General features: G+C 70.6%; 14 protein-coding genes. 8 read left to right on the top strand and 6 right to left on the bottom strand.

Annotated elements, in window-relative coordinates; translation table 11 throughout:
- Positions 1 to 236 precede the first annotated feature (236 nt).
- The 3 genes from ACZ38L_RS32270 to ACZ38L_RS32280 all read left to right on the top strand — a co-directional run bounded on the left by ACZ38L_RS32270 (position 237) and on the right by ACZ38L_RS32280 (position 3,441).
- A complete protein-coding gene (locus ACZ38L_RS32270; RefSeq protein ID WP_465700044.1) occupies positions 237 to 1,181 on the top strand; it encodes an ArsR/SmtB family transcription factor in 945 nt (314 codons plus the stop codon).
- A gap of 601 nt (positions 1,182 to 1,782) precedes the next feature.
- Positions 1,783 to 2,250: a hypothetical protein gene (locus ACZ38L_RS32275; RefSeq protein WP_465700046.1), complete on the top strand. Its 468-nt coding sequence runs from the start codon at positions 1,783 to 1,785 to the stop codon at positions 2,248 to 2,250.
- Between the two features lie 174 nt (positions 2,251 to 2,424).
- Positions 2,425 to 3,441, top strand: a complete 1,017-nt coding sequence (locus ACZ38L_RS32280; RefSeq protein ID WP_465700048.1) for an IPT/TIG domain-containing protein — start codon at positions 2,425 to 2,427, stop codon at positions 3,439 to 3,441.
- A 327-nt stretch (positions 3,442 to 3,768) separates the two neighbouring features.
- Here the strand turns inward: ACZ38L_RS32280 and ACZ38L_RS32285 are convergent, their stop codons facing one another.
- The 4 genes from ACZ38L_RS32285 to ACZ38L_RS32300 are packed head-to-tail and all read right to left on the bottom strand — an operon-like array spanning position 3,769 to position 9,243.
- Positions 3,769 to 3,918, bottom strand: a complete 150-nt coding sequence (locus ACZ38L_RS32285) for a hypothetical protein (RefSeq protein ID WP_465700050.1) — start codon at positions 3,916 to 3,918, stop codon at positions 3,769 to 3,771.
- Positions 3,919 to 3,963: 45 nt separating this feature from the next.
- Positions 3,964 to 6,102: a UvrD-helicase domain-containing protein gene (locus tag ACZ38L_RS32290; RefSeq protein ID WP_465700052.1), complete on the bottom strand. Its 2,139-nt coding sequence runs from the start codon at positions 6,100 to 6,102 to the stop codon at positions 3,964 to 3,966.
- 40 nt (positions 6,103 to 6,142) lie between these two features.
- Positions 6,143 to 7,345 (bottom strand): McrC family protein, encoded by a 1,203-nt coding sequence (locus ACZ38L_RS32295; protein ID WP_465700054.1) that lies wholly within the window; start codon positions 7,343 to 7,345, stop codon positions 6,143 to 6,145.
- Positions 7,342 to 9,243 carry a DUF4357 domain-containing protein gene (locus ACZ38L_RS32300; protein ID WP_465700057.1) on the bottom strand — a complete coding sequence of 634 codons (1,902 nt, stop codon included), beginning with the start codon at positions 9,241 to 9,243 and terminating at the stop codon, positions 7,342 to 7,344. Before ACZ38L_RS32300 ends, ACZ38L_RS32295 begins: the two co-directional genes overlap by 4 nt.
- Before the next feature lie 179 nt (positions 9,244 to 9,422).
- On the opposite strand from ACZ38L_RS32300, the gene ACZ38L_RS32305 reads away from it, so the two are divergent.
- Both ACZ38L_RS32305 and ACZ38L_RS32310 read left to right on the top strand, forming a co-directional pair.
- Entirely contained in the window at positions 9,423 to 10,625 is a 1,203-nt protein-coding gene (locus ACZ38L_RS32305) for a helix-turn-helix domain-containing protein (protein WP_465700059.1), read from the top strand.
- Positions 10,622 to 11,167, top strand: coding sequence for a PIN domain-containing protein (locus ACZ38L_RS32310; protein ID WP_465700061.1), 546 nt, complete (start codon positions 10,622 to 10,624; stop codon positions 11,165 to 11,167). The genes ACZ38L_RS32305 and ACZ38L_RS32310 overlap by 4 nt, the downstream gene beginning before the upstream one ends.
- Before the next feature lie 30 nt (positions 11,168 to 11,197).
- Here ACZ38L_RS32310 and ACZ38L_RS32315 read toward each other — a convergent pair whose 3' ends face one another.
- The gene (locus tag ACZ38L_RS32315; protein WP_465700064.1) at positions 11,198 to 12,118 is read right to left on the bottom strand and encodes a hypothetical protein; all 921 of its coding nucleotides are present in this window, start codon (positions 12,116 to 12,118) and stop codon (positions 11,198 to 11,200) included.
- A 182-nt stretch (positions 12,119 to 12,300) separates the two neighbouring features.
- Here ACZ38L_RS32315 and ACZ38L_RS32320 point away from each other — a divergent pair, with 182 nt between their 5' ends.
- Complete coding sequence (locus tag ACZ38L_RS32320; RefSeq protein WP_465700066.1) at positions 12,301 to 12,801, top strand: hypothetical protein; 501 nt, start codon at positions 12,301 to 12,303, stop codon at positions 12,799 to 12,801.
- Positions 12,802 to 12,834: 33 nt separating this feature from the next.
- Here the strand turns inward: ACZ38L_RS32320 and ACZ38L_RS32325 are convergent, their stop codons facing one another.
- Positions 12,835 to 13,170 (bottom strand): ATP-binding protein, encoded by a 336-nt coding sequence (locus ACZ38L_RS32325; protein ID WP_465700069.1) that lies wholly within the window; start codon positions 13,168 to 13,170, stop codon positions 12,835 to 12,837.
- 229 nt (positions 13,171 to 13,399) lie between these two features.
- Between ACZ38L_RS32325 and ACZ38L_RS32330 the strand changes: the two genes are divergently transcribed.
- A complete protein-coding gene (locus ACZ38L_RS32330) occupies positions 13,400 to 14,272 on the top strand; it encodes a helix-turn-helix domain-containing protein (RefSeq protein ID WP_465700080.1) in 873 nt (290 codons plus the stop codon).
- Positions 14,269 to 14,466 carry a DUF397 domain-containing protein gene (locus ACZ38L_RS32335; RefSeq protein WP_465700071.1) on the top strand — a complete coding sequence of 66 codons (198 nt, stop codon included), beginning with the start codon at positions 14,269 to 14,271 and terminating at the stop codon, positions 14,464 to 14,466. The genes ACZ38L_RS32330 and ACZ38L_RS32335 overlap by 4 nt, the downstream gene beginning before the upstream one ends.
- Positions 14,467 to 14,487 lie beyond the last annotated feature (21 nt).

The raw sequence follows: 14,487 nt of genomic DNA on the forward strand, positions 1-14,487 counted from the left end.
CGGGCCCTCACCATGCCCACAGAGCAGAAACACCGGCCCGGCCAAGCAAAAACGGCCCGCCAGCCAAGCTGACGAGCCGTCATGCAAGATCGAGGCTAATAGTCGCGAAACCGCCCGAACCCAGTGAATGCATGGCATCATCGTCGGATCGGGGCTCATCAGGACCGGGGGCAGCTGTGCTCAAACTCGGCTTCGGCGTAGCGGACATGGCGAACGTCCGGTTCACCGTCTCGCCCATGAGCCAGGTGATCAGCGGCGTCGCTGGGGCGGGGCACCACTGCGGCGGCGCCTCGATCACCCGTGACCGCTGGTGGCGCCAGGCGCGGCGGCACGTGCCGCACCAGGCCGCCCCGATATTCGATCTGGTCAACGCCAGCTTCGAGGGCGTGCCCGATTTCCTCGCCGCCGACATCGAGGCCGGCTGTAGACAGCTCACCGACGAACTCGACGCCATCCTCGCGGTCCCTGAGACCGTGCTCCACCGGGACCTCGCCTTCTACGATCAGGAGCCGCGACTACCGCGCATCGTCGCGGAGTTACGCGACGGCGGCACTCGCCAACTGCGGCGGATCACGGACGGTGCCTGGTCGCTGTTCCGGGCCTGCATCGCCCCGGACTGGCCGGACATCCAGCGCCTCCTGCAAGCCGACGTCGCGCACCATGCGCGCACCGCGGCCGAGGCGGGGACCGGCGCCATGCTGGCCGGACTCCACCCCCAGCTGGCTTGGGGCGAGGAAGGCATCCTCCAGTGCGCCACGCCCGAGTGGGACGACGCCTTCGACCTGGGCGGGCGGGGACTGGAGCTGCGCCCCGACTTCTTTCTCCAGAGCGTTGCCGCCCTCTTCAGCGAACACCAACCGCCGGCGCTGATCTACCCGACCTACGTGCGGCCGCCCGAGCGCACACCGGCCCGCCGGACGGACGGGCTGGCCGGCCTGATCGGGCCCGCCCGAGCCCGCGCCCTGCGCGCGATCGGACAGGGCCCGTGTACCACCGCTCAGCTGGCCGAGCGCCTTGGCATCACCTCGCCGTCCGCGTCCGCCCACGCCACCGCCCTACGGACAGCCGGGGCGATCACCACCCAGCGCGAGGGGCGCCAGGTCCGCCACGCTCTCACACAGCTCGGACACGGCCTGCTGCTCAGCAACCCAGGTCCGGGAACTGCTCGCCCGGACGAGTGACGAACGGACGGTCGGCAAACGCTGCCCGTCGAGGCGCTGGCGTGCTCCTCCGCCGGCGCCGACTGAGGCGGCTGGAGGCCAGGCGTAGCCACCGGACCTGCCGCCCGATATCAACCGATTCGCCTGATGCAGCGTCAGTTTGGTAGTACCTGTTCGGTATGTCCGCGCCGGGTCTGCCGGGCGACATGTGAGCCTGCGGGTCGAACGGAACAAATCTCCTTTCCGAGCGCCGACCCCGTTCACCTGTGCTGATCTGCGGATTGCCGACTGTCGGACGGTTCGGCTGCTCTCTCGACCGGTCACCATGTCGCCGTGACCCCTTGTCGCGAGGGCCGTCGATGCGCTGGAATGCGGGAGCTTGTCGGGAAGGGTGTTCCAGACGCCCCATGCGCCCGACGCCACCACATGCATCCCGGCACGCCCTGACGTCTCACCAGACGAAGGAACACCCTTGATCGGCTTACCGAAACCGCAGTTAGCAGTCATCACATTCACCGCCGCGTCGTTGGTACCAGCCTTCGGGGCCACCGCGAACGGCGCCCCGTTGCCTGCCCCGAACGCCCTCGCGGCCGCAGACCGTGGCGCGCCGGCTCCGGTGATCGTGATTCTGAAGGATCAGATTGCCAGTGCGCCAGCCGACTCCGGGCATCTGGACGCGCGCCGGCAGAACATCGCGTCCGCACAGGCTCCGCTGCTGACCAGGGTCAAGGCTAACGGCGGCACCAACGTCAGGAGCTTCGTAGTCGGCAACGCCTTCTCAGCGACCGTCAGCCCGGCGCTGCGGGCCCAGCTCGCCGCCGGCCCGGCGGTCGCCAAGGTGGTCCCGGACCAGACTGTCACGGTGAACCCGCTGAGCTTCGGCCCGACCACTGCCTCGGCGAACAGCGCCAAGGCTGTCCCGTCCGACGCCAAGAAGGTGGACGACGCCCAGGCCCCGGGCGCGATCTGCCCGAGCGACCCGGCCAAGCCCGTACTGGAGCCCGAGGCGCTCTACTCGACACACACCGCGAGCACCCCGGGCTCCCCCAGCGCGGACCAGACCGGCTCCGTCTCGGCGGCCATCCCCTAGGGCTACACCGTGAACTGACTTGGCCTCAGTGAACCGGTCGAGGTCGCCCCGCACCGGGGCCGGCCCCGGCTGGTCTCCCACCGCGCCGCCATGCACGGCAAGCGTCAATTCCCTTGTCCCGATCCGACTGACGCATCGCCGTGCCATCCCAAGAGAAAAAACGAGGGGTAACACATGAAGATCACACGCGCCCTGGCCTGTTCGGCACTCGCCGTGGCCGGCGCCCTGGCCACCATCACGCCCGCGGCAGCCGACACGCCCGCCGGTGGACCCGACGAGGCCGTCGCGGTCCAAGCCGAGGTTGTCCCGGGCTACGGCCAGGTGAGTGTCGACTGGACACCGGTAGGCACCACCGACACCACCGGACCAACCCAGATCACCCTCGACCTGCCGTCCTGGATGACCGCCGAGGACATCATGATGTACGACACCCCGTACGACTACACGTTCACCAGCACCATCTCGCCCGACGGCCACCACGTCACCGCCCTGTTCACCGGCACCCGAAAGCCAGGGCAGACCGACTTCATGGAGGTGCACGTCACCTCCGCCGCCACCATTCCCCCCAGCGTGATCACCGCGACCGTGAGCAACCGGGACGACGTCAACCCGGCCAACAACGTCGCGACCGTGGGCATCGGCGGCGAGACCGCCCCACCACCGGTGATCCCCGCCGCGCCGGTCGTCCACGGCCTCTCCACCACGACCGGACCCGGCGTCGGCGGGACCGTGGTGCGGATCAGCGGAACCGCGCTGACCAACAGCATGGTGCTCTTCGGCGACACGCCGGCCACCGAGGTCTCGTGCACCGACACCAGCTGCACCGCGACCGCGCCCGGCGGCTGGGCCTTCGCCCCGGTCACCTTGGTCACCCCCGGCGGCACCGCCTACTCCCCATCCCCCTTCCTCTACACCGGGCCGCCGCCGCCCGCTCCCCCGACCCCCGCGCTGACCGACGTGTACATCAAGAGCGGGCCGTCCGCCGGTGGCAACACGGTGTACCTCGGGGGCAGCAACCTGCTGGGCAGTGTGGTCCTCTTCGGCGACAAGCCGGCCGCCGACGTCTCCTGCGGCACCTCCTTCTGCAGCGCCACCGCACCGGCCGGCACCGGCACGGTCAACGTCAGGGTGATCACCTGGGGCGGGATCAGCCACGTACTCAACGGCGACCAGTACACGTACACCGGCTGAGCACCTGCCACACCCGGCCCTGACGGGGCACTCCGCCAGGGCCGGGCTCATGGATCCCACGCCACAGGAACAGCCGGGTGTGTCAACTTAATCTTTCGGACACGCTCTGGCGCCGCACTCGACGGGCTCGGGAAGGTGCTGATCGGCTCCCGCTTCCGCCTGGCGGCCCCGCCACAACGCGACCGCATCCGCCCTGAACTCCGGACTGTACTTCGAGGGACGTCCCACGTGGATCCTCACCTTCCTGGACCAACGAGATCCATTCTCAGGTGTGTCCACACCGCGGGGGTCACCTCAGTGCGGCTCGCCCCCAGCTCCAGCGGCACCCTACGGATCGACCCACGCCGGATCCGCGTACCAATGCTGCCCCTCCAGGAGCAGCGGAAGCACGGCGCCCTCTTCCGCCAGTTCGCTCAGTTCAGCCGCGACCTTCGCAGGTTGCACGATATCGGGCAGCAGTACGCCGACGATGCCCACGACCTGCTCGGCGCCACCCTCCAGGAGGAGCTGGAGCAGCTGCGCTCAGCCGAGGAGCGGCACCAGGAAGGGGCTGGGACGTCCCGACCATGACACCGACAGCGCCTCACGCGCACGGGTGCAGGCGACGAAGAGCAGGCAGCGCTCGCGCAGCAGGTCCGTAGCATGTTGCAGCGGGTCCGTCGCGGCCGGTGTGATCTCCCGGGCGAACGGCACCGCGCCCGCGGTCACGCCGACGACGGCCACCGCCCGGAATTCGAGGCCCTTCATGGCGTGCATGGTGGCCAGCCGTACACCGTCGACGTCCGGCCCCGGGTTGTCCTTCACCCGCACGACGGGCACCCGAGTGGCGGTCAACCTGTCGTGGACCTTGTCGAGCAGCACGTTGAAGCGCGCGCAGATCCCGATCTCGGCAGGCCGGATCCCGTCGGCGAGCCAGCCCTGGATCCGCTCCACCAGCGCGGTGACCTCGGCCTGCTCGGAACCGTGTCCGTCCACGTGCGGGCGGCGGCCGTGCAGCAGCGACCGGTAGCCGGCCAGGCTGTCGTTCCCCTCGCCGCCGAGGTCCTCGACCGCAACCGGGGCGAGGATGCCGGTGGACCAGGCCAGAATCTCCTCGGTGCTGCGGTAGTTGATGCGCAACCGGCTGCTGCGGCCCTTGACGGAGATCCCCAGGGCGCCCAGCGAGACTCGCGAGTCGTAGATGCGCTGGTGCGGGTCCCCCGTGATGAACAGATCGTCCGGGCCGGGTGCTACGGCCGCCCGCAGCACCCGCCACTGTGCGGGGTGGAGGTCCTGGGCCTCGTCGACCACCACGTGGTCGTAGCGCGGCCCGGCCGCGGCGAGCAGGTCGGCCGCCTCCGCGCACACCTGGAGGTGCGTGACCGTGCCGCGCGCCTTCAGCTCGGCGGTGAACAGTTCGACGGCCGGCCACAGCAGTTTCTTCCGCGACGCGTGCAGCGGGGTGCCGCGGCCGGGCCGGTCGGCGGCCAGGTACTCGTCGAGGGTACGGATGTCGTGGGCGAGCACCACGTGGCGGTACTCCTGGGCCAGGAACTGCTCGGTCCAGGGGAGGTCGAGGCGCTTGGCCACCCGCTGCCAGAGCCCGCGCTCCTGCTGGTCGCCGATCGGAGTGAGTGCCCGGCCGCCGAGCTCGGCTACGGTGCGGTGGGCGCAGGCGTCGACCGTCGTGACGTCGACCCGGGCGAGCTGCCGCTGGTCGCCGTCGAGGAGGAGCGCGAGGTTCTCCTGCAGGGCGGCAGCCAGCGCGTTGGTGTAGGTGGTGAGCAGGATCCGGCTGTCGGGCGAGCGCGTGAACAGGTGCTTGACCCGGTGCAGGGCCACGACCGTCTTGCCGGTGCCGGGGCCACCGGTGATCTGGACCGGTCCGCCGTACGAGACCCGGTAGGCGACCCGCCGCTGTGACGGGTGCAGGAACACCCGCCAGGCGGCGAACGGCTTCTCCAGGACGTCGGCCAGCTCGTCGGGGCCGGAGACCAGCGTGATGCGGCCGGTGGTGTTGACGATGGCCGCGGCCAGATCCTCGGTGGCATCCGGCGCAGCGTTGGCGGGCCGTCGTACGGCGACGACGTCCCGGTACACCTCGTCCGGTCCGAACCCCTCGGCCAGGAACTGGAGGACCTCGAACTGGTCCTCCGGCAGCAGCGTCCCGAACGCCTCCAGCTGCGGCTTGTCGATGACGGTCCGCACCGCCCGCAACACCTGCTCGTCGATGCCGAGTTCCTTGAGCACCGTGTCGGAGAACTTCGCGAACAGCAGCGTGGGCGCGTCGGCCGCGGCCTGCTCCAGGGCTGGGGTGAGCTGCTCGATGGCGACGACGTTGCGGACCTCCAGGGCGCGTGTCGCCGTGTTGACGGTGTAGAGGCGCTTGGCCGCCCAGGTGTAGGCGTCGTCGTGCGGCACGACGTTGACCAGCAGGAAGACGTCGCTGCCGTCGTCAGGAGCGAGCACGACCCCGCGCCAGAAGTCGTTGATCCGGATCGTCCGCAACCGCGGATCGCGGGCCTTGTCCACGGACTCCAGATGCAGGCCCTTGTCCGCGTGCAGTCCGGCCACGGTGAGCCGCTGGAACTTCTGCATCGCCTTGCGCACACCGGCCTTGACGGGCTTTTCGAGCACGTCGTAGCTGTCCCAGAAGCTGTTCGCGAACGCGAGCTGCGGCACCTGTCAGACTCCCTGCCCCGGATGGACGCTCCGCAGGTGATCATACGTGCTGACGTGCTGCCAATACTCGTGCCAGCGCGCGGACTTCGGACAGCAGCAGCGCCGGCGGCCGGTCGAGGTCGAGGGCGTGCTGGTGGATCACGATCCCGGCGTGCCGGACCCGGTGGGCGGTGTGCGGGCCGTTGCCCTTGGCATAGACCAGATGCCCTTCGGGCAGGCCCAGGGCGGTGCAGTAGGCGAGCATCTGGTACAGGTCGGCGTCCGGGTAGCCGTCGGGCTTCTCGGCCTTGTACTTGGCGTCCACCACGGCCTCGGGGGTGCCGTCCGGACCGTACAGCACGAGGTCCGGCTTCATCCGGATGGTGCCGGCCTCGTCGAGGTGGTGCGGGTCCTGGAGGCGGCAGGTGCGGTCCGTGCCCCGGAACGCCTCGCGCAGGCCCACCGTCAGGAAGTCCTCGAAGAGTCGGTTCATGTCGAACAGGAATCCGTTGATGGGCAGTCCGCCCTCGGCGTGCTCGGGCGAGGACCCGTCGAGAACCGCGCGGGCGAGGTGAAGGGCCGAGTGATAGCGGGCGTTGAGCCGGCTGGGCTGCCAGACGGGCAGCTCCTGCCCGCGCACCAGTGGGGTCGCATCCGCCAGGCGGGCGCGCTGGTGCAGCAGGTGGCGGCGCACGTCATGGGATATGCCGGGCAGGCGCAGCACGCGCTCCACGGCGGCGCGCAGGATGCGGTTCTCCGGGATGTCGGTGGTGAACTCGTCGTAGGCGATCTCGATCGGCGGCGCCACGCCGAAGCGGCGGCGGATCTGCTCGGCCTCGCGGATGCGGCCGCGGACGACCGGCGCGGAGTCCTCGGTGGCCCGGTAGCCCTGGAGCAGTCCCTGCCGCAGCACCTGGTCGACCTGCCGTTCCAGGGTGTGCGCGAGGGCCGGCAGCAGGTCGGCGTGCTCGGCGGCCTCGATCCGGCCGTCGCGCCAGCCGCGCGGGTCGCGGCTGTAGCCGAGCAGGAAGAACAGCCGCCCGACGGCCACCTTGGGGGTGATCCGTACCGTGACGCGGTCACCGCCGGGCACGTCCAGGGCGACCGCGCCGACCTTGCTGCCTGCCCGCAGTCTCCAGTGCCCCGCCACGTACGGGTCGGGGACGGCGTCGACGATCCGGGCGGCGGCGAGCGCCCGCCCGGCGGCCTCCGGCAACGGGACGGAGACCGCCCGAGCGTGCTCGACCAGGTGGAGGACGGTCACGACTCGGCCGGCTCTCCGTCGGCCGACCGCGCCTGGTCGGACCAGCGGACGTCTCCGGGCTGGAGCACGAACCGCTCGGCGCGGCGGGCCACCTCGCCGCGCAGCGCGGCGAGCCCGTACCGCCGATCGACGTCCACGCCCTCGCCGTAGTGGTGCTCCGCCAGCAGGGGCAGGATCTTGGTACGCCAGGTCCGCTCCAGGCCGCCCTGCCGGTACACACCCTTCTTCATCAGGTAGGAGGGCCCGATCCGGAAGTCCGGGTCGTCGATCCGCTCGTTGAGCGCGTCCAGCAGATCGGCCGGCTCGCCGTCCCGCTCGGTGGCCGCGAGCCAGCGGCGCAGCAGCCCGCTGGTCGGCTCGGTGCGCGGTGACAGCTCAACGAAGGCGAAACGGCGACGCATCGCCGCGTCCACCAGGGCGATGGACCGGTCGGCGGTGTTCATGGTGCCGATCACGAACAGGTTCGGCGGCAGCGCGAAGTCGTCGCCCGAGTAGGTCAGGCGCACCGACCGGTTGCGGTACTCCAGCAGGAAGTACAGCTCGCCGAAGACCTTGGCCAGGTTCGCGCGGTTGATCTCGTCGATGATCAGGAAGTGTGGGACGTGCCGGTTCCCCTCGCGGGAGGCGAGGTCGGCCAGCTCCCGCAGCGGCCCGGCGGTCAGCCGGAAGGCGACCTCGCGGGTCTGCGGGTCCTCCTGGGGGCGGAACCCCTCGAAGAAGTCCTCGTACGCGTAGGAGGGGTGGAACTGCACGAGCTTCACCTGCTCGGGCCCGCCACCGAGGAACTCGGCGAGCTTCAGCGCCAGGTGGGTCTTGCCGGTGCCGGGCGGGCCGTAGAACACCAACTGGCGCTCGTCCCAGAGCAGCTCGGCCACCTCGCGCAGCCACGCCACATCATGGACCAGCAGTTCGTCGGCGAGTTCCGGCGTGGGCTCGGGCAGCGCCAGCTCGCGGCGGGCCGTGACCGCCGGGATCTCGATGCTGGGGTCGCGCTGTAGGGCCTCGGCCTCGTCCGCCAGCTCCTCGTCGCTCAGCCCGAGCCCTTCGAGCAGGGCCTGCACGGCGGTGAGGTCGGCCACGTCGTGCTGCACGGACAGCTTCTGCTGGAGCTCCTCGGGCAGCTCGTCGTAGGGGTAGCCGGTGGTCTGCCACTCCACCGGCCGGCGCAGGTTGGACCGCCCGTCCTCGGAGACCGTCTGCTCGACGCCACCGGTCAGCTCCCCCACGTACAGCGCCCCGCCGGAGATGGTGCACACGGTGTCGCCGGGCCTCATCCGGGTGAGGAAGGCGTGCAGTTCCTCGACCAGTTGGAGTTTCTGGCTGTAGGTCGCGGTGGACTCGTAGTCCTCCTGGACGTACGTGCGCAACTGGTCCTTGCTGGCCTCCTGTTCGACTTCCGGTCGAAGCCGGGAAGCAGCGAGAGTGACCCAGCCGTCAGGCAGCCAGAGCCGCTGGACGAGGTCGAGCCCGGCGACGTTGGAGCCGCGGACCAGCCAGGCGCGGCTGGGGCCGGACCGGGCGCCCGTCATGAACTCCGCGAGCGGCCTGCCGTCCTGCGCACGCCACCGCTTCAGGCCGTTGCGGCGGCCGCCACTCAGCAGCGTGGCGGCCAGCGACGGCGAACCGCACTCGAAGTCCTCGACCAGCTCCAGCCAGCCTGGCCAGCGAGTGGAGGGACGCAGCACCCCCTTCGCGCGCAGCTCCTCGCGCAGCATGAAGGCCTGGCCGAAGAGCTTCGCGCTGGAAGGCGTGACCTTCTCCCGCGCAGGCGATCCGGCCAGGATCAGGAACCTGCGGCTCCCTCGGTTCCCCACCGCGTCGAGCAGCACACCACGCGCCCGGTCGATCCCCTCCCCGCCAGGCAGTCGCAGCCAGAACTCCTGGTACTCGTCAGACACCTGTCCCCCACTCCCGTCCCCTGGGCCGAAGCTCTCCCGGGCAGCGTAGAGCCTGGCGCCGACACGGCGCACGGGCCGACCGAGCACACCGGCCGGGCCTGTCGGGCGCGCCCATCACCAGTGGCGGCCGGCCGCGCCATCGCGTTGCGATTTTCGCAACACGGGGGTACGGTGGCTTCATGAACGAGACTGTGGCCGACCGTGTACGCAAGGTGATGATCGCAGCCTCAACCCACCAGGCCGCGTTCGCCACCCAGATCGGACTCACCACCGACAAACTGTCCAAGTCGCTCAACGGCACCCGCCGCTTCACCTCGCTGGATCTCGCACGCGTCGCGGAGGCAGGGGGCACCACCGTCGACTGGCTGCTGACCGGCCGCGAGCCCAAGCGACCCCGGATCGCCGCACGCAGTCAAGCCGTCCTCGCACCCGTCGCCGACCTGGCCGCCCTGGAGGCACAGGTCGCACGGTTCACCACGGCCTACGAAGTCCTCGAACTGCTCGATCGCCTGCCCGCCCTCCCCCCGCTCCCCGCGCCACGAGCAGACCTCGAACGCTATGTGGACCAGGGCGAGGCACTGGCCCGGGACGCCCTGGACGTGCTGGCCGCGCACGGCGTGGCCTCGCTGGCCGAGCTGGAACTGACCGGTCTCGTCCGAGCGCTGGAAGAGCACTTCGGGATCGATGTGGCCCAGGTCCGCCTCCCCGACGAACTCGACGGCGTGGCCTGGCGGACGGACGGCTTCCGGCTCGTCCTGCTCACCCGCACCGAGCTGTGGACCCGGCAGCGCTTCACCCTCGCCCACGAGCTCGGTCACATCCTGGCAGGCGACGCCCAGGACCTGCGGGCCGAAACCCACCTGTCGCCGGGGAGGCAGAAGGACTACACGGAGGTCCGGGCCAACGTCTTCGCCGCCAACTTCCTCATGCCGACCGACGAGCTCCGCGCGGCGCTCGCGGACGAGGCCGGCGATCAGAGCGCCACGCCGGGCCGGGAAGTCTCCGAGGAGGACTTCAGGTCGCTGGTCGTCCGGTTCCAGGTGTCCCCCAGCGCGCTCGCCGCACGCCTGCACCGCCTCGGGTGGATCTCCGGCTCGACCAGGGACCGTCTGCGCGGCCTGACCACCGAGCTCTGCCACCTGCGCACCAACCGCATCGACACCCACCAGCAACGGATCGCGGCCGCCGAAGCACAGCGCCTACCGCTCCGCCCGGCGACCGGCCTCTACGCCGGCTACCAGGCCGACGAGACCACCCTGCGTCCACTCGCCGCCTACCTGGAGACGGACGTCGACCAACTGCGCGAGATCCTGGAGCCGGACGCGTCCGCGCTTCCCGTCACCGCTGACGCGGAGAAGGACGATCCGGTCTTCCAACCATGAGCCGTACCTGGTGGTTTCCCGACAACACCGTGCTGTGCAACTTCGCGGCCGTCGATCGGTTATCCCTGTTGGAGAAGGTCCTCGACAGCCGGGGGCGGTGGACACAGGCAGTGGCCTACGAGGCCGAGCGGTCGGCCCGTCACCTGCCCCGCCTGCGGAGCGTGCTGGAGGCCGGGTGGCTCGGCGAGCCCATCGAGATCGACACGCCCCAGGAGACCGCGCTGGTCGACCGGCTGCGCCGTGCGGTCTTCGGCGCCGACCCCGGGCGCCCGCTCCAGCACCTGGGCGAGGCGGAAACCCTGGTCGTCGTCCAGCAGCGCGCGGAGTTCACGACGTCCGTATGGGTCACCGATGACGGCGAGGCCGGCCGCTACGCCCGCCGGAAGGGCATCACGGTCAGGGACACGGTGGACATCATGCGCGCGGCGGTGGTCGACGGCCTGGTGGCCGCACCCGAGGGCCACCGGCTCCTCCGGGCCATGGTGGCGGCGGACCGCCACGTTCGGGGCATCCCGCAGCGAGCCGAGGATCTGCTGCGCTGAGGCAGCGCCTGGTTCCCGTGCCATCGACGGTCAGCGTGCGGCAAGCGCTGGCCTGCGGGCGCCGCGCAGCAGGTCGCGGGCGTAGGCGGCTCCCCGGCGGTTGCGGGCCACGGCCGCAGGGTCAGGGGTGGTGGCCGGGGTGAGCCCGGCGCAGGAGCGGCAGATGCCGGGGGCCGGTACCGGAACCTGGCAGCGGTGGCACTCGTGGCGGGCGCGCGGCGGCGGGACGGGAGCCGGGGGCGCGGGCATCTTGCGCTCCAGCCGCTTGCGCAGGAACGCCGCCGGGGCGTGCACCCGGGCGGGCAGATCGGCCAGCAGCGCGTCCTGAAGGCGGCGTGGGCTGGCATCCAGGGCGAGCCACTGGCTGACCAGCGGCGCGAGCGTCAGTGCCTCGGCCAGGCCGAGCCGCAGGCGGCCGTCGGGCACGGTGAGTGCGCACAGCAGCCGTGCCGCCTCGGCGTCCGCCGCGTCGGGTGCCGGCTGCGGTGGGGCGGGGAGGGAGGTGTTCCGCTCGGTGTTCTCCCCCTTGGGGGAAGTGCCGACCTGCCGAGTGGCCCGCTGACCGACTGTCAGGCTCCTGCGCTGAGCGGGGACCGCTGGCTCGGCACGGCTGTCGGCGGCCGCCGCGGCCCAGGCGGCGGCGATCTCGTCCGGCGCGGTGAGCGGGACGCTCGTCACCATGAGGTCGGTGGTCCAGGTGCCCTTGGTCGGGTGCTGGTGCCGCCGGACGTGGAGGAAGCCCTCCGCGATCAGCTGGCTGCGCGCGCCGGACACGGCCACGCGGCCCTCGGGCATGCGGCTGCCGATCGTCAGGATCGTGTCCCGACTGCCGGGCGGGAGCGAGAGGGCCCAGAGGAGGAGGGTCTTCGCCGTCGCCTTCATGCGCGGGTGGCGGATGATGTCGTGGGATGCCCGCACGTAACGGGCAGGCGCGATAAAGTGAACGTGCATGGGAGTGCTAGCTCCTGTGCCATGCCCCGGGGTGTTGGCGCACCGCCGGGGTCAAACTTTTCTGTAGTCGGACGGTAGCACATGGTGATGGTCCGTCAGGTCCGCTTCACGAAAGCCGGAACAGCCGCATCCGCCTGGACCCGCTCGACCGCGCGGCGGCCAACGGCCACTATCGTGTCCGCATGCCCGCCACGCACTTGCTGATCATCGGCGACCGCGCCGCGCTGAGCTGGGTGGTGACCGAGCAGCGCATGGCCTTCCCCGCCGGACGGTCGAAACTGGCTCGGTCCCTCACGGAGGGCGACGAGATCTTCCTCTACACGACGCGAGGCTGCTTCCGGAACCCCACCCGCGACCTCGGACGCGTCATCGGCCGAGCCTCGGTGGCCAGCCCGGTCCGCGTGCTACCGGAGCCGGTCCACTTCGCGGAGCGGGCGTTCACCGAGGGCTGCCGGCTGGAGATCTCCGGCCTGGCCCCGTTCCGCACGGGAGTCGCCCTGCGGGACCTGGTGCCGCGCCTGTCGGCGTTCCCAGACCCGGCAACCTGGAGCGTGCGGATGCGACGAGCGTCGCTGACGCTGCCGGTGGGCGATGCGAACCTGGTGCGGGCGGAGCTGGAGCCGCTGCTTACGCCGTACGAGCAGAGCGCGGCAGCGTACTACCGGGATCCGGCTCGCGCCTGACGGCTCGTCGTACCGCCCACGGGGCGGGCAAGGTCATCGGCGGCCGAGGTCGAGTTCGGCCCAGACGGTCTTCACGGGCGGGACGGTGAGGTCCACACCCCAGCGGTCGGCGAGGGCCGCCACGATCAGCAGGCCGCGGCCGGACTCCGCCTCGGCGTCGGCGCCGCCGTCGGATCTCTTGGGTTCCGGGAGCCATTCCGGGCGGGGGTCGGCGACGGCGATCCGGAGCATGGCAGCGGGGTACAGCGAGAGGGTGAGCCGGAAACTGCGACCGCGCAGGCGGCCGTGCAGGGCGGCGTTCGCAGCGAGCTCCGCGACGATCTGCTCGGCGGTCTCGAAGGGCTCGCCCCAGTCCGCGAGTTGCTCCACTGTCAGTCTCCGTGCAAGACGTGCACCGCGGCGGGTGGCGGACAGCAGCGCCGTGAAGCTGCGGGTGACTGCGGGCGTGATGAGGTGGGTGATTTCGCCATTCACATCACCCAGCGTGTCCGCCTGGACGTACTCTGACCAGCAGGGCAGGCGGTACTCAGCGTACGCGTACCGGTACGGACCGCTTCCTGTACGGGTCGTCGGCAAGGCGATGGACGGGGTGGTGTCGATGTCGGAGGCTGACGCTGTGGTAGAGCAGCGGCCGGAGCCGCCGGAGGACGAGGACGGGTCGGCGGACCTGTTCCGCACGATCGGCCGCCAGGTGAAGCTGTTGCGGGAGCGCGCCGGCCTGACTCAGCGGGAGCTGGCTGAACGGCTGCGCTACAGCGAGGACCTGATCTCGTCGCTGGAACGCGGTCGGCGCATCCCGCAACCGGAGTTCCTGGACGCGGCGGATGACCTGCTGGGCGCGGGCGGGCTGTTGAAGGCCGCGAAGGAGGACGTCGCACGGGCGAAGGCGCGGGCCCGGGTGCGGCACCCGGCGTGGTTCCGCGACTACGCACGGCTCGAGCGGGAGGCAGTAGAACTCCACTACTACAGCAACCACACGATTCCCGGGTTGCTGCAAACGGAAAGCCATGCCCGCGCGCTCTACGGGATGCGCAAACCGCTCCTGGATGAGGAGACCATCGAGCAACGGGTGGCCGCACGACTGTCACGGCAGGAAATCCTGACTCGCTGGCCCGCGCCGATGGTGACTTGTGTCATCGAAGAAGCCGTGCTCCGCCGACCGATCGGGGGATGGGCAGTCCACGAGGGACAGTTGCAGCAGCTCATGCGACTCGGCGAGCTACGCAGCATGGAGCTTCAGGTCATGCCAACGAACAGGCCGGAACACGCCGGGATGGCCGGGCCGTTCATCTTGCTGACGCCCAAGGGACGGCCGCAGGTGGGGTATCTGGAAGTACAGAAGGTCAACCGCCTCAGCACGGACACGGAGGACGTCCGTATGCTTGCCGCACAGTACGGCAGCATCAGGGCCCAGGCCCTCACGCCACGGGAGTCCTTGACCCTGATCGAGAAGATCCTGGGAGAGCAATGAAGACCGAGAAACTCGTTGAATTGGCCTGGTTCAAGAGCAGCCACAGCAGCAATGAGGGTGGCGAGTGCGTAGAGGTCGCCGTGAGCCCCAGGGCTGTTTACGTCCGAGACTCCAAGGACGAGCAGGGGCCAGCACTCTCATTCACTTCCAAGGCTTGGGAGGACTTCATCACCTTCGCAGCTCTGCACGCGTGAGCCTGATGCAAACGGCTCGTC

It is taken from the genome of Kitasatospora sp. NPDC024654 (assembly GCF_055559155.1).